At 60.2% G+C, this 15474-nt stretch carries 19 protein-coding genes and 1 pseudogene; 9 read left to right on the forward strand and 11 right to left on the reverse strand.

All coding sequences use genetic code 11. The features are described 5' to 3' along the window. The first annotated feature begins 66 nt into the window (after positions 1-66). The 8 genes and pseudogenes from EC86_RS29655 to EC86_RS28135 all read left to right on the forward strand — a co-directional run bounded on the left by EC86_RS29655 (position 67) and on the right by EC86_RS28135 (position 8457). A complete protein-coding gene (locus EC86_RS29655) occupies positions 67-321 on the forward strand; it encodes a hypothetical protein (RefSeq protein ID WP_198026891.1) in 255 nt (84 codons plus the stop codon). After that, positions 299-907: a Uma2 family endonuclease gene (locus tag EC86_RS0123005; RefSeq protein ID WP_232230021.1), complete on the forward strand. Its 609-nt coding sequence runs from the start codon at positions 299-301 to the stop codon at positions 905-907. Before EC86_RS29655 ends, EC86_RS0123005 begins: the two co-directional genes overlap by 23 nt. Positions 908-1081: 174 nt before the next feature. Further along, positions 1082-1444: a hypothetical protein gene (locus tag EC86_RS30120; RefSeq protein ID WP_232230022.1), complete on the forward strand. Its 363-nt coding sequence runs from the start codon at positions 1082-1084 to the stop codon at positions 1442-1444. A gap of 180 nt (positions 1445-1624) precedes the next feature. Continuing rightward, a pseudogene (locus tag EC86_RS28125) lies at positions 1625-1801 on the forward strand (transposase domain-containing protein); the annotation flags it as partial. A gap of 85 nt (positions 1802-1886) precedes the next feature. Beyond that, positions 1887-3341: a hypothetical protein gene (locus EC86_RS0123015; RefSeq protein ID WP_156955466.1), complete on the forward strand. Its 1455-nt coding sequence runs from the start codon at positions 1887-1889 to the stop codon at positions 3339-3341. Next, positions 3338-4801, forward strand: coding sequence for a cell wall hydrolase (locus EC86_RS29150; RefSeq protein ID WP_156955467.1), 1464 nt, complete (start codon positions 3338-3340; stop codon positions 4799-4801). Before EC86_RS0123015 ends, EC86_RS29150 begins: the two co-directional genes overlap by 4 nt. A 3-nt stretch (positions 4802-4804) precedes the next feature. Then, on the forward strand, positions 4805-7558 hold the full coding sequence (locus EC86_RS0123025; RefSeq protein WP_029528177.1) for a C40 family peptidase: 2754 nt from the start codon (positions 4805-4807) through the stop codon (positions 7556-7558). 680 nt (positions 7559-8238) lie between these two features. Continuing rightward, the gene (locus EC86_RS28135) at positions 8239-8457 is read left to right on the forward strand and encodes an ATP-binding protein (protein ID WP_269635757.1); all 219 of its coding nucleotides are present in this window, start codon (positions 8239-8241) and stop codon (positions 8455-8457) included. 471 nt (positions 8458-8928) lie between these two features. Here EC86_RS28135 and EC86_RS0123040 read toward each other — a convergent pair whose 3' ends face one another. Then, complete coding sequence (locus EC86_RS0123040; RefSeq protein ID WP_029528178.1) at positions 8929-9957, reverse strand: IS110 family RNA-guided transposase; 1029 nt, start codon at positions 9955-9957, stop codon at positions 8929-8931. A gap of 367 nt (positions 9958-10324) precedes the next feature. Between EC86_RS0123040 and EC86_RS0123045 the strand changes: the two genes are divergently transcribed. Continuing rightward, positions 10325-10507, forward strand: coding sequence for an IS4/Tn5 family transposase DNA-binding protein (locus tag EC86_RS0123045; protein ID WP_029528179.1), 183 nt, complete (start codon positions 10325-10327; stop codon positions 10505-10507). Between the two features lie 143 nt (positions 10508-10650). Here the strand turns inward: EC86_RS0123045 and EC86_RS0123055 are convergent, their stop codons facing one another. From EC86_RS0123055 to EC86_RS0123100, 10 genes are all read right to left on the reverse strand, one after another. Further along, positions 10651-10866, reverse strand: coding sequence for a hypothetical protein (locus EC86_RS0123055; protein WP_036773968.1), 216 nt, complete (start codon positions 10864-10866; stop codon positions 10651-10653). A gap of 229 nt (positions 10867-11095) precedes the next feature. Continuing rightward, positions 11096-11779, reverse strand: a complete 684-nt coding sequence (locus tag EC86_RS0123060; RefSeq protein ID WP_232230023.1) for a LuxR C-terminal-related transcriptional regulator — start codon at positions 11777-11779, stop codon at positions 11096-11098. A gap of 495 nt (positions 11780-12274) precedes the next feature. Then, entirely contained in the window at positions 12275-12820 is a 546-nt protein-coding gene (locus tag EC86_RS29660) for a response regulator (protein WP_029528182.1), read from the reverse strand. Then, on the reverse strand, positions 12736-12924 hold the full coding sequence (locus EC86_RS30640) for a hypothetical protein (RefSeq protein WP_156955469.1): 189 nt from the start codon (positions 12922-12924) through the stop codon (positions 12736-12738). The genes EC86_RS29660 and EC86_RS30640 overlap by 85 nt, the downstream gene beginning before the upstream one ends. Before the next feature lie 80 nt (positions 12925-13004). Then, positions 13005-13265, reverse strand: a complete 261-nt coding sequence (locus tag EC86_RS29165) for a hypothetical protein (RefSeq protein ID WP_156955470.1) — start codon at positions 13263-13265, stop codon at positions 13005-13007. A 121-nt stretch (positions 13266-13386) separates the two neighbouring features. Then, entirely contained in the window at positions 13387-13887 is a 501-nt protein-coding gene (locus EC86_RS0123080; RefSeq protein WP_051676314.1) for an RES family NAD+ phosphorylase, read from the reverse strand. Positions 13888-13922: 35 nt separating this feature from the next. Then, positions 13923-14330 (reverse strand): DUF2384 domain-containing protein, encoded by a 408-nt coding sequence (locus EC86_RS0123085; protein WP_036773973.1) that lies wholly within the window; start codon positions 14328-14330, stop codon positions 13923-13925. A 63-nt stretch (positions 14331-14393) separates the two neighbouring features. After that, entirely contained in the window at positions 14394-14567 is a 174-nt protein-coding gene (locus EC86_RS29170; protein WP_156955471.1) for a hypothetical protein, read from the reverse strand. Positions 14568-14817: 250 nt separating this feature from the next. Next, positions 14818-15006 (reverse strand): hypothetical protein, encoded by a 189-nt coding sequence (locus tag EC86_RS0123095; protein ID WP_156955472.1) that lies wholly within the window; start codon positions 15004-15006, stop codon positions 14818-14820. A gap of 194 nt (positions 15007-15200) precedes the next feature. Continuing rightward, a complete protein-coding gene (locus EC86_RS0123100) occupies positions 15201-15446 on the reverse strand; it encodes a response regulator (protein WP_029528186.1) in 246 nt (81 codons plus the stop codon). Positions 15447-15474 lie beyond the last annotated feature (28 nt).

Raw genomic sequence — 15474 nt, forward strand, 5'->3', positions numbered from 1 at the left:
GTCGGCGCCAATCCTCAAAGATCTTCGATCCGAAAATGGATGGCGGCCAAGGCATGGCCAATAACGATGAAAGGCGAGAAAAATGAGCATTTCCGAACGCATCAAAACCCGCTTGGCCACGGACTGAGTCATGATTCCGATCACGCTGCACCTTCCCGTGGACGTGGTGGAGTCAATGGAGGACATCGTCCGCAAGCGCGGTTTGCCGGTTGCGAAGCGCTTGTCATGGCTTATGTGAGCGAAGGCTTGCGCCGTGATGAAGCAGCGCAGTTTGCTTTGGGCATGCAAGCCGTGCCGCATGAAGCTAGACAATCCGAATGACAGGAAACCCTGGCGATCGGCAGGCTGGTTTTCTCGGATGTATTGGGGAAAGCAAAAAATGACCTTGAGCGAATTCCTGACGTGGGAAGCACGGCAGGCAGAGCGACACGAGTTCTATCGGGGCGAGACTTTCGCCATGGCGGGTGGGTCGGCTCGGCACAATCGCGTGGTCTTGAACCTGGCCAGCCGCATCGCTGACCACCTGGACGGCACGTCCTGCCAAGCGTTCGCCACGAGCATGCAAGTGCTGATTGCTGACGCGGTGCTCTATCCGGATGTGATGGTGACGTGCGCCAAAGCCGAAGCGGGCGATGAACGGGCCACAACAGCCCCCAAGGTGATCATTGAGGTGCTGTCACCGGGGACCAAAGGCTACGACCAGCGGAACAAGTTCATCCTCTACCGCACACTGGCATCGTTGCGCGAGTACGTGCTCATTCATCCGGCCAGGCGCCAAGTCGAGGTGTTCACGCTGGCACAGGATGGGGCCTGGCTGGCGACTGACCAGACCCAGGACAGCGTGCTGTGGCTGTCTAGCATTGATTGCAGGGTGCCGATGGACTCGGTATTCAAGGGGGTGCTATGAATGCCACCGATGAAGCAGGAATTCACCAGTCCGTGCACTTTGACATGGACTTGAAAGCGGCTTGGCGCCCCCGCGTGCACTCGCTGCATTGCTCGATGCAGCACTCCTGTTCATAATCACGCAGATGACGTATGGCCAATTTGTGGCAACCAGCGCGAAGCTTGGGAGAGAAAAATGGCTAAACGACCTGAGAACGCAGTGCACAGAACGCTCCGGATCGGGGCGTTGACGCTCGAGGTCAAGGAGGTCGGCGTTGGATATGCACGCGCTGAGCTGTCAAAACTCATTCGCGATTCAGCAGCGAGCAGGCGGGTGTTTCTCATCCGCAATGCCAGGGACACAACGGCGCCACCCGTCCTCCTGCTGAGTCCTGAGGTGCTGTCGGAACTCCTCATTAAGCCGGATCGACGCAGGACGCTGGGCGAAATTGTCGATTCGCTGCCTTTTCAAGAGACCCGTGTGCCACGCTTGCGCGCAGGTTTGCCAAACAATACACTCAAAAAGCTTAGAGTTCCAAACTGCTCAAAGTCCAGTTAGAAGCTGACCGGCAGCCCCCTCAAATGAGGGATGTTTAAACCACAATGTTTGGCTGAGAATCGCGCTAAATGTGGATTGATTTAGCTATTTCTTACAACTTGCCGGGTTTGTCGCTATTTTTAATGAAGCAAACTATCCAAATCAGACGAGCGTAAATGACAGTTTTTGGTAATTGAGTGTTGGCTCTCCAGCGATACGGTGGCCGGCGCCCAGGCCAGCGCCAACTTGTATTCGTTGCTGCAGACCTGCCCGGCCCACGGCATCGAGGGCTACGCGTATCTGCACCCATTGCTCACAGCGCTGCCCAATGCGCAAACGGCAGATGACTACGAGACGCTGCTTCCCTGGCGCCTCTAGCTGCTCGGCCGCTGAGCACCAGACTGCCAGCAATTTCGGGTCATTTTAATCACATTTCTGTTATTGGCGCAAGAAACGTAGTTAATTGACAGTTTACCAATGTTTCAACAGTTTTGGGGATGGCATCGGCGGCATTAGCGAGTTAAAGTTTCCTTTCATTTATGAAGGGTATTGGATGGGCCAAGGAGTTGATCTCTGGCTGTGTACCGGTGCCGGAATTCGCCGGGCATTGCTGTTGCCGGTTTGCGTTGGCCTGTTGTCCGCGTGCACGGCATTGGAGCCGATCCCCTCTTCTACCGTCGGCCAGTTCTTCGCACCGCCGCCGGCCCTAGCGGCCTCCGATGCCCAGCGCGATCCATGCAACACACTGGGCCCCCTGCCTGACAGCTGCATTCCGAAGTCGGAACCGGCCGACCCGTACTATGAAGGCCTCGGGCGCGAAATATGGCTGACCGACCTGCGCCGGCGCGACCTAGCACTGCTGGGCGCCAAGCGCACCAACGAGGTTTTCACCTTCAATGGGTTGTTATGGCCGGCAGGCGCCGCGGTGGCGGTCAGCGCCGCCAGCAACCCATCGGCGGCGCTGGTACGCAACGCGGCGGCGTTCTCCATCGCGGCCTACGGACTCATGAATTCGGGCATACCCGATCGCGATAAGCTGTACTTGGAGGCGGCGCGCCGCATCGCCTGTGCGATGGCACTGGCCAGCGGCGATCTGTACTTGAAATCCGACATCGAAGATGCCGCCACGGTGCGCCGCTTGGCGAGCAGCCAGGACACGCTGGAACAGACCATGTTGCGTCTGCAGGGCGCGCTGGAGAACTACGACTCGGCCCGCAAGCGCTTGGTGGCAACGCTGGAAACAAGAAAGGCGCCGGTCGTCGCCACGGGCCATCTCATCAGCATCGAGCGCCGCTGGGCGCGCACGGGCGGATCCGGCGGCGGCTCCTCGACGGTGATCACCGATTTCAGCCGCGCGACAAATGCACGCAGCACAAATGCGCACAAACTCTTCGCCGAGCTGAGCAGGGTCCACGGCGAACTGCGCTGGAGCGCATCGTCCCTGGCCACGCGCCGCATGACCATCGAAGCGGACCTGGTCAGGGCGCTGAATGATCGCACACATACGCTGACCCCGCCGGCGGATGTTTACAGCAGCATCGTTGCGGCGCTGAAGGCCGTGCAGACGCCTGCCGGCGCCGCAAGCGGCGCGACTGCAACCGCGCAAGGAGCCGCTGAGCCCTGGGAGGTGAACGAGAAGACGTTGCAGGCATTGACGCCGGCATCGCGTGCACGTCTGATCATCTTCGTCGAAGGACAGGCTGCCGATCTGGAGCGCGCCATCCCCAGCGCGAACGACTGGATTCAGCGCGTCCAGGATCGTCGCAATCGCACCCGCAACCAGGCTGCCGGCACCCATTGCAGCGACGCCCTGTTTGCGGACACCCAGTCGCTCCGCAGCGTGATGCCAGCGCTGCCGGCCAGCGCCGTGTCGGCGCCGGGTACGCCGAATGGGCGTCGTATCGGAACATCACCATGACCGGATTCCCATCCTTCGCGCCGCAGAGCCCACATGCACAGCTGCGGTTCGCCTTCCACATGCTCGGGTCTGCGCTGCGCCTGCGACCTGGCGGCGGAAGCACGGCCGCCCAGGCACCGGATTGGGCCGACCCGTACGCGGTGGATGCGATCGCGATGCGGCTGGCCGGTGCGCGCGAAGACCCGCAGATGCACTGGGAACTGGTGATTGCGCTGCGCGATGGTATCCCCGGGCGTGCCGTTCCTCGGCTTTTGCACCTGGGAACGCGCTATCCCCCTGTCCGGCTGCGCTGCGTACGCGCGGAGCCTGCGCGAGCGCAGGCGGTGCCAAAGGTCGAACGCACCTCGGTACCGCTGGAAAGCGGCACTGCCACCTGCCTGGTGCGGGATCGGCTGAACCCCGACCGCCACTATGTGCTGACCTGCGGGCATGTGCTGGCCTCCACGAGGGGAGCGCGCTGGGACGACCCGGTCACCATCATCGGCGACGCACAGCGTTATGACGGCCGGCTGCGCGAATGGCAGCCCTCCGTAGGTACCGGCGTGCCGCCGTCCACGATCGACGCGGGCCTGGTCGAGTTGGACACCGCCGCCGCGACCGCCTTGCGCGGCGATGCCGCCGGCTGGACGCCGCAGCGCGTGAATGACGAAATCTGGCCGGACCGGCCGGTGCGCCTGTTGCGCCATGACGGCGAGCTGGCGGGTTCGCTGAAAGTGCACTGGTCGGGCAAGGTATGCATGCCCGATGGCGATGACTTTCCCGACTATTTCCTGCAGGACGCGATTGGCTATATGACGCCCGAGGCCACCCGAGCGGGGGACAGCGGCGGACCGGTCTGGACCAGCGAGGACGCGTTGATTGGCATGCATGTGGCCGCCATCGCGCCCGAAGGCGCCTTCGGCGCAAACGCAGTGCTGGGTCGTATCGCACCGGTGCTGGACTGGTTCTGCGTGAAACCCTTCACGCGCGACGACCCTGCGACGCTGGGCGGCCTGCCGCGCCCGGCACCTTCGCCACGGCTGCCGCAAGCACCCAAGGGGCAACTGCTGGACCCCGCACGCAACGAAGTCGTCATGCTGGCCAAGACGCTATGGGCCGAAGCGCGCGGCGAAGGCCGTGCGGGCATGGAAGCCGTGGCCTGCGTGGTCATGAACCGCTGTAACACGCACTACCGGGGCTGCGACAACGTGGCAGAGGTCTGCCTGGACCCTTGGCAGTTCAGTTGCTGGAACCCCGGCGACCCGAACCGGCGCAGCCTAGATCGCATCGACTCACAGCCCGACGCCTCATATCAGGTAGCGTTCCAAGTCGCGCAGCAAGCGATCGCCGGCTCGCTGGCGGACGCGACCCAGGGCGCACGCCACTACCACGCCGTGACCATGCGACCGTTCCCGGGCTGGGCGCGCGGCAGGACGGCAAGGCAGATAGGCAATCACTTGTTCTATGTAGGCGTGGCTTGAACGATGGAAAACTCGATCATTGATGTCGTCCTCGGTCTGGCGTTGATCTATCTGGCGCTGTCGCTGCTGATCAGCTCGGCGCAGGAGATGATCAGCGGTGCGCTGTTCAAGGGCCGGCAAGCCATCTTGCACGACCTGCTCTACGAAGCGACGGGGCAGGACGACGCACTGAAGCAGCGCGTGCTCGCCAACCCGCTGGTGTTCGCGCTGTATCGGGGCGCAGTGGCGCACGAAGGCATCAAAATGTGGCGCCGGGCGAGTGGGCCGGTCGAGATTCCTCCAGACCTCTTCGCCCGAGCGCTGCTGACCGAAGTCAATCAGATTGACCCCGGCAAGCACCCCAGCGACCGCTACGCCTCGCCGCTGAGTTTTCTGGACGCGCTCAAGGAAAAGGGCCTGGACAAGGACGGCACCGGGGAACGCAAGGTGGTGGGTGCATTGCGCGCCCTGGTGGTGGGCCGCGAAACCGATTGGGGCGGTTTTGAGGCGGCCATCGCCGCCTGGTTCGAATACATCGGCGACCGGTCCAAGGGCTGGTTCAAACGCAGCGCGACCATCTGGACCTTCTGGCTGTCGCTATGCCTGGCGCTGACGCTCAACGTGGACAGCTTTCATATCGCTCGCGTGCTGGGCGGCGATGCGGAGCTTCGCGTGGGCCTGGCAGACCTTGCCGAGCGTTTCATCCGCCAGGAGCAGCAAGGCTCCACGGCACCCTTACCCGCGCAAGCGCCGGCACCGGCCAAGCCGGAGGTCGTGGCGACCGCACGCTTGATGGACGCCTACAACCGATTGAGCTCGGTGTTTGAGCGCGACGAGAACGTCGGCCGCTTCGAACGTCGCCTGCAGCCGGTGAAGGAGAGTTGCCAGATCGTCGAGGGCCTGTGGTCCACGGCACAGAAAAGGTCGACGCCCAAGAGCCGGGGCGACAAGGTCAGCGACAAGTTCATCTCGGACTCGCCGTCGTGGCTCGAAGTAATTCCCGCCATGATTCCGTACATAGACATGGCAATCGCGGGTTACGTGCCCGAAAAGCCCGGCGACGCCAGCCAAGCCAAGCTGGTGGCCAAAGCACTTCAGGACGCGCACACCTGCGTAAGCCATATCTCGACCTGGGTCGGCGCCGCATCTACCGCCAGCAATGATGCATCTGTGCAAACCGCGATGCAGGCCGCAGCATTGGCGCTCAAAGACAGCCAGGCAGCACTGGACGCGCTGATGAAGCGCAGCAAGGCACCGCAAAAGCTGCAACGCCTGTTCAAGTCCGACCCACAAGAATTCAGCGAATGCGCCCGCACTGCCTCCAGTCTGGAGTCGGTGAGCATTTGCATGGAAACCGACAACGTGTGGACGCGGCTGCCCTTCGGATACAGCAGTGCCAACCTGAACGACCAGTTCTGCAGCGTGCGCAGCGGGGACACCCTGAAGGAAATCAAAGCCACGTCCGGGCTGCTGTTCTGCCAGGATGAGGACGAGGACGTAGTAAAACCGAGATCTGAGATCGGCCTGCCAGCGATGCGCTTGCATAGCAGGGGTGTCATGGCGTATGTCAGCTGGTTCGCCGGCATCCTCGTCACCACGTTCTTCATCTGCCTGGGCGCACCAGTCTGGTTCGACGTGTTGGGCAAATTCGTCAAGCTGCGCGTGGCCGGCCGTATGGAAGACCGGGACAACAACGCAGCCCGGGCGAATGGTACTTTGCCGCTTCTTCCTCCGAACAAGCTCACCCCTGCTTCGAACACACCGGCGCCAACGCTCTTCCCTTCGCCGACCGCAACGCCCTATGAAGCCGAACTGAGCCGGCGCGAGATCATCGCGTTGCAGCAGCGGCTGGGCGTGACGCCCGAAACCGGTGAACTGGACGAAGCCACACGCCTGAAGCTGCGGGCGGAGCTGGGGGGTAGCGACGTGCTCACATCAACTACTTACACCGAACTCGTGGGTCGCCCGCCCATGGCAAGCAGCATCAACCTGGCATCAGCAGCCAGCCGGCCGCGGGTGCGCCAGCCGCATCCCCAGGTGCCGGTGCTGGCGAACAAGCTGATGCTCGCACTCGACTTTCCCGGGCGCATTCCGTCCGCCGAACGCGCCTTCAGCGACGACCTGCGCGCACTCAGCGTGCTGTACCGCTACAAGGCGGCACCAGCCAAACGCGATGCGCTGATGGCGCTGGCGCGTGACAACCCGTCAACGCTGGATGAACTGGACGAAGCGTTAATGAACGAGATCCTGCAGAACACCATCATCTTCCCACGCTCCGCCGAGCCATGGATGGATTGGGTGCTCGGCGAACTGGGTCAAGTGGAAGTGAACGCCTCTAGCCGCAAAGCCAGCAATCTGCGCATCTGCGCATACCTGGACGCGGTGACCACGAGTTATGGCGACCAGGGCGACATCACACCGTGGTGCGGCGCCTTTGCCGCGTGGGTGGTGACCCGCTATAACGCCGAGGCAACGGCGAGAACGGCCTTACCGCCCTTTAAACGCATGCCAGACCCGCCTACGACACCGACGCTGGCCCAAAGCTGGACAGCATGGGGCACCCGACGCCACGGCAATGCACCCGTGGCGGGCGACATCGTGGTCGTCAAGGTCGCGAAGGACAGCAATGCCTCGGGCGTCAAGAGTGGCTTCCACGTGGGCTGGTGCCTGACAGTGACTACACAGTCTGTTGAGCTTCTTGGCGGAAATCAGAGCCGAGGTGGCCGGGTATGCAAATCCATTTTTCCGATCAGCGATGTCGTTTACGCGGGGTTTTGAACACTGCCGTTCATCACTACAGCGAAGTCTTTACCGACTTACTCGCCGACGGCATTGACGTCGCGGTGCGAATCGGAGTGCTTGCCGGCAGTTACCTGGTCGCCCGCAGGCTCGCCAGCCTCCGCCGCGTGCTGGGTGCTGGGTGCTGGGTGCGGCTCTCGCCTATCTGAACAAGCACGGGCACCCGGAGGCGCCGGGCGACTTGTCCAAGCACAACTGACCCTATTTGGGGTTGCAAGCCGGAATCCTAGAAAATTCCGCCGGAAAACATCACAACCCACGTTTCCGGCCCCTGAACCTATCCGACACGGTTTGTCGTGTATGTTTTGCCCGGTTAAGAGTGCCGTTTTCGACCCATGGTAGACCGCGCCGGAAAAGGGGTCTGAGGTGCAGTGGAACGGAAAACCGAGTTAATCCGTACAGATATAACGAAAAAAATATTGCTTCAATTCGGCATGAAGTGCTTGTTTCTTGGCTGCTGCCAAGAGCAATTCCATGGTTTTTGAGCACCAAGTAGCCGTTTAGCTAGGCGGCCAGGATGGGTACACATCACTTGGCTACCTCACCAAGACGCGGCCAAGAGGCAAAAAGCCAATGTAAATTAGCCTCACCCTATTTGACCATCTATCTTGGCCTCTTAACTGCTTTTACTGTTCCACTGCACCTCAGACCCCGAGATCATTGATGATCGTGCCAACGCACGCGCAACCATCATCACCAGCCAGTTGCCTATCGAGCACTGGCACGAATGGATAGGCAACGCCACGATTGCTGACGCGATGCTCGACAGGCTGATGCAAAACCACCACCGCTTCACGCTCACGGGCGAATCGATGCGCAAAAAGACCGCGGCCAAAGCCAAGACCAGCGCAGCTGCGACTACCTCCGAGGACGCATAGCCTCGCAGCCTTCGCCGGGGTTGTGCATGGGTACATGCACAACCGGGAGGGCCTGCGGCGCCCTGGCAAGGGCCTGAGTCAAACAAATTCAGAGCAACCAAAACTGAATGCCGAGAAAGGTCAAAACCGCTAAAAACCAGCACCCTCTACAATTTAAACCGCGCAACACCATGCCCGGTCACGATCACCGTACATGGACGCCCCCGGTATGCCAAGCTTTAATTCATGACAGCTTGAAGGTAATGATTGGACCCGTACATTCGGAGTTTTGATGTGGCTTTTGGCCACTCTCCCTGATGGGATTCGCTGGTCTGCACCTCCATCGGAATAGCGCACTTTCTGTGCGGGTGAACGTTCGGGTTTTGCCAACCACGGTCTTACCAGTTTTGCCATCACTTCATCATCGCTTGCGCAATCGGTGGTGTGTTTATCCTGCTGCTTGTTATTGACTGACCGGACTGCGGGCTGCCTTCATGCCGCTGCCGGCGTGTAATTGTCCTGGTACTGTCGGTCATGCGCCAGCAGCGCCCAAACGATGCGCGCGTTTTTGTTGGCCAGCGCGACCGCCGCCACATTCTTGTTGCGCCGCTCGGCCAGCGCCTTGACCCAGGTGCACGAATCGGCCTTGTGCTGCGTGTGAAAGATTACGGACCGAGCGCCGTGTATCAGCAGCGTTCGCAGGTAAGTATCGCCGCGCTTGCTGATGCCCAACAGGTTTTGCCTGCCGCCACTGGAGTGCTGCCTGGGCACCAGGCCCAGCCAGGCAGCCACCTGGCGGCCGCTGTCAAAACTCTTCGCATCGGCAATCGAAGCCACCAGCGCACTCGCGGTAATCGGCCCGATACCCGGGATCTGTGCGAGCTTGCAGCTGATGGCGCTGTTGCGGTGCCAAGCTTGAATTTGCGCTTCAAGCTCACCGACCTGTCGATCGAGCTCCTTCAGATGGTCCAGCAGACGCTGCACAAGCAGGCGAAACGAGCCAGGCAGATCGTTGCTGGCATTTTCAATCAGTTCGGGCACGCGCAGGGCAATGTGGCCAATGCCCTGCGGGATGACCAGCCCGAACTCCGAGAGCAGGCCCCGGATCTGGTTGGCCTGCGCCGTGCGTGCCTTGACAAACCCCTGGCGAACCCGATGCATGGCCAGCACGGCCTGTTGCCCGGTATCTTTGACGGGCACGAAACGCATGTTGGGCCGGCTCACCGCTTCGCAGATCGCTTCGGCATCAGCCGCATCGTTCTTGTTGGTCTTGACATAGGGCTTGACGTATTGCGGCGCCATCAGCTTGACCACGTGGCCCATGCCAGTGAGCTTGCGCGCCCAGTGGTGGGCACTGCCGCAAGCTTCCATGCCAATGAGGCACGGAGGCAAATTCACAAAGAACACCGCCATCTGGTCGCGCTTAATCTGCTTTTTAACGATCGCTTTACCGTGCTCGTCAACGCCGTGAATCTGGAACACCGTTTTGGCCAGATCAATGCCTACAGTCGTCACTTTCATGTTGCACGCTCCTGTTCAGTCTGATTGGTTGATACGCCGACGTCACTTTGGCATAAATGATGCCTTTTTAGGAGGGGGCGTCCATCCCATTGGAATCTGCGGTCACGATGCCGGAATCACCGGTCACGAACAACGGAATACGTAGCGCACCCCTGAAGGGACTGGCTCACAACTTGTGAGTTTTGAGCTTTCCAACCCCGCACGCGGGCCACGCGTTCTGCAAGAAACATGATGCTGGCCGACGAGCAGGCAGGCTCAGCCGGGGTAGTCTGCCAAGCAGTCAAAACGCATTCAAGCGACGTTGTAGCCCATCCCATTACACACATGCCCGTAATATAAGCAGCAGAGCAATTAAAGGGGCGAGTGCATGGGCTGGGCGGAACAGGAATTCGAGACGATTGATTTGGGTGACCCGCGTCTGAACCGGCGCGCCGTGCTGTTGGCCGAGCGGCTGGGGCAAAAACCTGGCGCGAGTATTCCGGGGGCGTGCGAGAACTGGGCCGAGACGGCGGCAGCCTACCGGTTTCTACGCAACGAGCAGGTCAGCTGAGTTTTTGGAGCGTACAGAGCGCACGCTGGACAAGTCTGACTACCAAAATCTGCTGTATGTCGGCGCCTGCATCTACAAGCTGCTGCAGCGCCAACCGTAAAAACCCCGCGCAGGGTGAGCGGTGTGAAAACTGACCATAAAACTCACCTGCTTGCCGTTCCACTAAGACGCAGCGCCTCCCGGCCCAGCTCGGTGATGGCCAAGACGTGCGCGACTTGTCGCTTTGCGCCGACGCCAGGCAATTGCACCAGCACATGACCGGCGGCATGCAAGACTCTCAACTTGTCAACGCTTTCAATATCGCTCACTGTCATCGGCAGTGCCTTGCTTGAAATTTGTCGAAGCAGCTCCAGGGGCATGGCAATATCCTTTGTAAAAATATTGTCGAGCTATTTTTTTGGACCGGCCCGGACTGGATACAAAGGGTAGCGACGGTTGCGCTGTAGGAGATGTTTTCCAGGTATGCGTAACTGGCGCGCGCACGCTACAAAACAAAACAGGCTCTATCTGCTGAATTCATGTTTCTTTCTTCTTCACCGGGATTTGCTCGGCAGTGCTTGGAAAAAAAGGCAGCCGCAAAGCGCCAGCTCACAAGAGCCCCTGGCTGACGGCAAAGCTCACCGCCTGCGCCCGCGAGCGCACGTTGAGCTTGCGGTACATGTTCTTGATGTGTGTGTTGACGGTCTGCGCGCTGATGGTCAAACGTGCGCCGATCTCATTGCTGGTGTTGCCCGCTGCGATCAGCTTGAGCACGTCCTTCTCGCGCGCGGACAGCGGCTCCCTGGCTTTGTTTTGCTGCGGGCGACCCGGCTGTACTGCAGAGTCGAATTTACTCAGCAGCCTGCGCGCCAGGTTGGGTGTGATGGAGGCGCCGCCATTGGCCACCTGAAGCACTGCCTGCGGAAAATTGCCGAACCACGAGTTCTTGACCAGGTAGCCTGTGGCGCCCAGTTCGAACGCTCGCAAGGCATGCTGCTCGTCTTCCATGGCCGAAATGACGACGGCCTCGGCCATCGGGCGCACCGCCTTCATATGCTCGATCAGGGTAAAGCCCGTGCCGTCGCCCAGGTTCAGGTCCACCAACAGCACGTCAAAGTCGTGCTGGCTGATCAGGCGGCGCCCTTCCTTCACACTGGCGCCCTGGCCTAGCAGGTCAATTCGCAGATCGGCCAGCAGCTCGTTGGCAATCACGCGGCTCATGTGCGCATCATCATCGACCAGCAGCACACGCACCGGCTTTTCAACCTGGCCCACCAGAAAGCCCGGCCACATGGAAGGCAAATCACCGTGCGGCGACAGATGGGGGTTTGCCTGAAGGGAAGTTCCTTTTGTCAAAAACTGTAACATGCTTGTGGACTCCTTGGACTCAGATGCATTGCAAGAATGAGCACGCATCGTTTTTGACAGGAAACTGCTGCTGCTCCGCCTTGCTACTGAAGCTTGATGCCTTCAAGCCTTGCCGCGATTCGGTTTTGGTGCTAATTGAATTTATTGCTGTTGAGCTCAAGCTTATCTTGTTAGCCCTAATAAAGTAAATTTTTGTGACAAATTCACAAATTATTTTTAGGGAGCTGCATTTGAAAAATGCGTCGAGCCTGCATCCAGCGGATTTTTGGGCCAGGATTAGCTGCAGTTGACCGGGTTGCCCGCGCCCAGCAGACTTTGGTTGAAGCACGGTTTTCTTGCTGACCAAATGACTGGCAGCTACGACAAGTGCTGCCTTGACCCAATACGGTTTTTACGTTGCGCTGCTCCCCAACCCCCAACTTACGTGTTCAGCTTCGCCAAAAGCGCTGCCAGCTGATGCATATAGATCGGCTTAACGCAATAATGATCAAACCCGGCGGCCTTGCCCCTTGCACGGTGGTGCGCCTGCCTATAACCCGTCAGCGCGCCCAGCACGGCGCCCTGTGTGTCGGGGTTGGCGCGAAGCCGGCGGGCCAGCTCAAACCCGTCCATTCCTGGCAGGCCGATGTCCAGAATGAACACCTCGATGCCAGGCAGCGCCGCGTCAGCCAAGGCGCTTTCTGCGCTTTCATGCCTTAACACCTGGTAGCCCTTGGCTTCGAGCAAGGTCGCCAGCAACTGTCTAGCATCACGGTTGTCGTCAACGATCATGAGGCGCGGCAATTCACTGTGCCGCACTGCAAGCCCTGCCGGGCATACCTCTTTAGGATGGTTGGCTGTGTCCGTACCGGGTTGTTTTTTGATCAAGGGCAGCGTGACCGTTAACACGCTGCCCTTGCCCAGTCCTTCGCTTTGAGCTTCAACCTTGCCCCCGTGCAGGGCAATGATGTGTTTGACCAGGCCCAACCCAGTCCACCCTGCACACGATCCGGTGTGCGCTCTGCTTGGGTAAACAGTTCAAAAATGTGGGGCAGGAGGCCGGGCGAGATGCCGTTGCCGTTGTCACTCACGGTTACTCAGAAGTCAGAAACTTAGCGGACAAAAATGCCAGTTTTCACCCTCATGAAATATGGCTATCTTGTCTTCTAACTTACTGACTGCTGTGTAAGTGCACCTGGTCCGCACGTACCTCCAGCGCAAGCACGATTTTTCCGCTGTGCGGCGTGCACTCGGCCGCGTTGTTGAGCAGATTGGACAGAACCTGGACCAAGCACGTTGGGTCACCGTCGACAAACGCTGGCGTCGAGCCCAGTTTCAACGCAAGGCAGACTGGAATGGCGTGTTGGGTTTTGCGCCCGTTACCTTGTCCTCTTGGGGATGGGGTGCGGCTTGTGACGGCTTCTTCCTGCATGAAACGGTCCAGGAATCTTCAACCGCGTCACCACGATGGACTTTGCGTCGCCTAGACGCAGGCGGGCAAGCGTCGTGAGGTTGGACAGGGCATCGCCGCCGCGGTCAACGAGGCCTTGCCCTCAAGGCCAGGAGGCCTGCGTCTGCGGCAAATCGTTGCCGGGATCGTGAACTTGCAAAGCATCAGAAGCAGCGAGCATGTGGGTGAACAGCACGAGGTTGGTTCCGCCTGGCGCCAGGCCGGAAGGAAACAGGATGCCTTTTGCGCCGGCGGCCATGGCCGCATCGGCGGCCATGGCCGCATCGGCGGCGATCCAGCTCGGTGGCTCAATGCGCCGGTTGAACCACAATTCGCGCCAATCGCAGTAAAAGTCTTCCCAGATGGGGTCCCATGCCAGGGCACTGTAGCCCGCAGTGAAATCGACCACGGGCGCGACCGTCAGCTGGTAGCTTGTCAACGTGCCCGGGGGCACCAAGGTGGAGACCTGCTGGTATTCGTGGATGGCCGTTGTGGTCTCCAGCGCCAAGTAAAGCGCGGCCACGCCCGGACGGTTGGCGCGCCCGCCGTGCCTGGCAGCGCCCGCCCCACTGGTCGGCGCCACGGCCCAGCGCGGAACATGCATGCGGTAAGCCGTAAGGCCGGCCAATGCGAGCAGTTTCAACCGGCAGCGCCCGCTTCTAACGACTCGACGTAGCGCAGCACATCGTCCGTGCGGCCCTGCGTCACCAGCTGCTCGGCGGTCTGGTAGCCAAACGGCGGCAGCGGTTCGTTGCGATACCAGAAGATGGCGCGTCCGACATCACCGCACAGGTCGGTGGCCGCACGCAGTACGCGCAGCGCTTCGCGCAAAAACTTCTGCACGCTCTCCGACGCAGGGGCCCGGTGGATGGTGTTGCGGTGGACGTGCGCCTGCGTGGCAAGCGTCTGGAGGTCGATGCTCAGGACATCGCTGAAGCGTTTGGGCGACAGTGTGGAGGCCCCTGCCTGCGGGTCGTGCAGGAAGGCGATAAACCCATCGAAGCCGTGGCTCAAGGCGGGGGATGGCTGAAGGGCTGCAGTCAACATGCCGTTTTCTCCAGTAGGAAAACCGTCAAATTATGCATCATATCTGCACTTATTGTGATTAACTTATGCATTGAGCAGCCTTGTGAAAAAGCGATTGAGTGATTTATAAGAAATCATGAAGGGGACCGGGCCTTCGAGCCGCATGTGCTGGTCGGGTGGCGTGATATGGATGGTGCCGGGCCGGGGCACGTCGCCGCCGGCCGCGTTGACCGCCGCGTTCGGGCCGCGCGCATTCACCAGTTTGCACCGTTCGCTGGCGCGCTGTGTTTTACCAAGCGCTGCGTCCGTCCGGAGCGCTACCTTGTCACTTTTTCAAGAGGCTCGCCCGATACAGCCACCGCAGAAAATTTTCAGCAGTTCCAGTTGCAGTGGACCGATCAAGGTGGCCCGATCAGGGAGTGTTGAACACGCGCACGCCAAGCTTGCTGCATGAGGCGTTGATACCCGAGTAGGCCAAGTCGCCGTGGGATTGTTGGCCAGATCAGGATCACATCGGCGCTTCATCTGTTGGAGGCATGTCAACGGCTGCACGACTGGCGTCCGTGCATCGGTCGCCGGCAAACCGGAGTTCGAGGAGAGTGTCATTCAGGGCCGGCACTTGTACAGCCAGATTTTCCAGCACAGCCTCGTTTTCGAGGGTTAAAAAAATCGTAATATCAAAAACATTGCGATTCAAGTCTAATTCCAAGAGTCGGGCGCCGGTATGCCAGCGTCATCGTCGAAAACTGATCAATTCAGCGCCGCTGTACGCAGCATGCACCACCAACTGGGCGGGCTTACCCATTACCAAAGCAGTTTGACGGGCAGTCTCGGTCAGACCCACCATGCGGCCTGATCAAGGCCAAAAATGAACGCCGATCCATGGCGCCATTACGCCTGGCCTGCTTGGCCTGCCAGGGCCTTGCCAACGGCGCGCGCGAGGGTGTCACGCGTGTAGGGTTTGAGCACCAGTTCAAACCCATACGGTCCCTCCCTGGCCATGACCGCGTTGTACCCGCTGGTGAGCACCACCGGCACGCCAGGATAACGCCGGCGCACCTCCAGACCCAGCTCAATGCCGTTCATGCCGGGCATGACCACGTCGGAAAATACCTTGCCTATCCGGTTGATTGCCAAAGCGATGCCCCGATGCTAAATTTCCGGC

The sequence above is a fragment of the Polaromonas glacialis genome (genome assembly GCF_000709345.1).
Lineage (GTDB): Bacteria > Pseudomonadota > Gammaproteobacteria > Burkholderiales > Burkholderiaceae_C > Polaromonas > Polaromonas glacialis.

Excerpts from the sequence above, each read along its gene's own strand:
- EC86_RS29655 (WP_198026891.1), top strand. The coding sequence starts at position 67 with ATGAAAGGCGAGAAAAATGAGCATTTCCGAACGCATCAAAACCCGCTT.
- EC86_RS0123005 (WP_232230021.1), top strand. The coding sequence starts at position 299 with ATGAAGCTAGACAATCCGAATGACAGGAAACCCTGGCGATCGGCAGGC.
- EC86_RS30120 (WP_232230022.1), top strand. The coding sequence starts at position 1,082 with ATGGCTAAACGACCTGAGAACGCAGTGCACAGAACGCTCCGGATCGGG.
- EC86_RS29150 (WP_156955467.1), top strand. The coding sequence starts at position 3,338 with ATGACCGGATTCCCATCCTTCGCGCCGCAGAGCCCACATGCACAGCTG.
- EC86_RS0123025 (WP_029528177.1), top strand. The coding sequence starts at position 4,805 with ATGGAAAACTCGATCATTGATGTCGTCCTCGGTCTGGCGTTGATCTAT.
- EC86_RS0123040 (WP_029528178.1), bottom strand. The coding sequence starts at position 9,957 with ATGAAAGTGACGACTGTAGGCATTGATCTGGCCAAAACGGTGTTCCAG.
- EC86_RS0123045 (WP_029528179.1), top strand. The coding sequence starts at position 10,325 with ATGGGCTGGGCGGAACAGGAATTCGAGACGATTGATTTGGGTGACCCG.
- EC86_RS0123055 (WP_036773968.1), bottom strand. The coding sequence starts at position 10,866 with ATGCCCCTGGAGCTGCTTCGACAAATTTCAAGCAAGGCACTGCCGATG.
- EC86_RS0123060 (WP_232230023.1), bottom strand. The coding sequence starts at position 11,779 with ATGTGGCCGGGCTTTCTGGTGGGCCAGGTTGAAAAGCCGGTGCGTGTG.
- EC86_RS29165 (WP_156955470.1), bottom strand. The coding sequence starts at position 13,265 with ATGCAGGAAGAAGCCGTCACAAGCCGCACCCCATCCCCAAGAGGACAA.
- EC86_RS0123080 (WP_051676314.1), bottom strand. The coding sequence starts at position 13,887 with ATGCATGTTCCGCGCTGGGCCGTGGCGCCGACCAGTGGGGCGGGCGCT.
- EC86_RS0123085 (WP_036773973.1), bottom strand. The coding sequence starts at position 14,330 with ATGTTGACTGCAGCCCTTCAGCCATCCCCCGCCTTGAGCCACGGCTTC.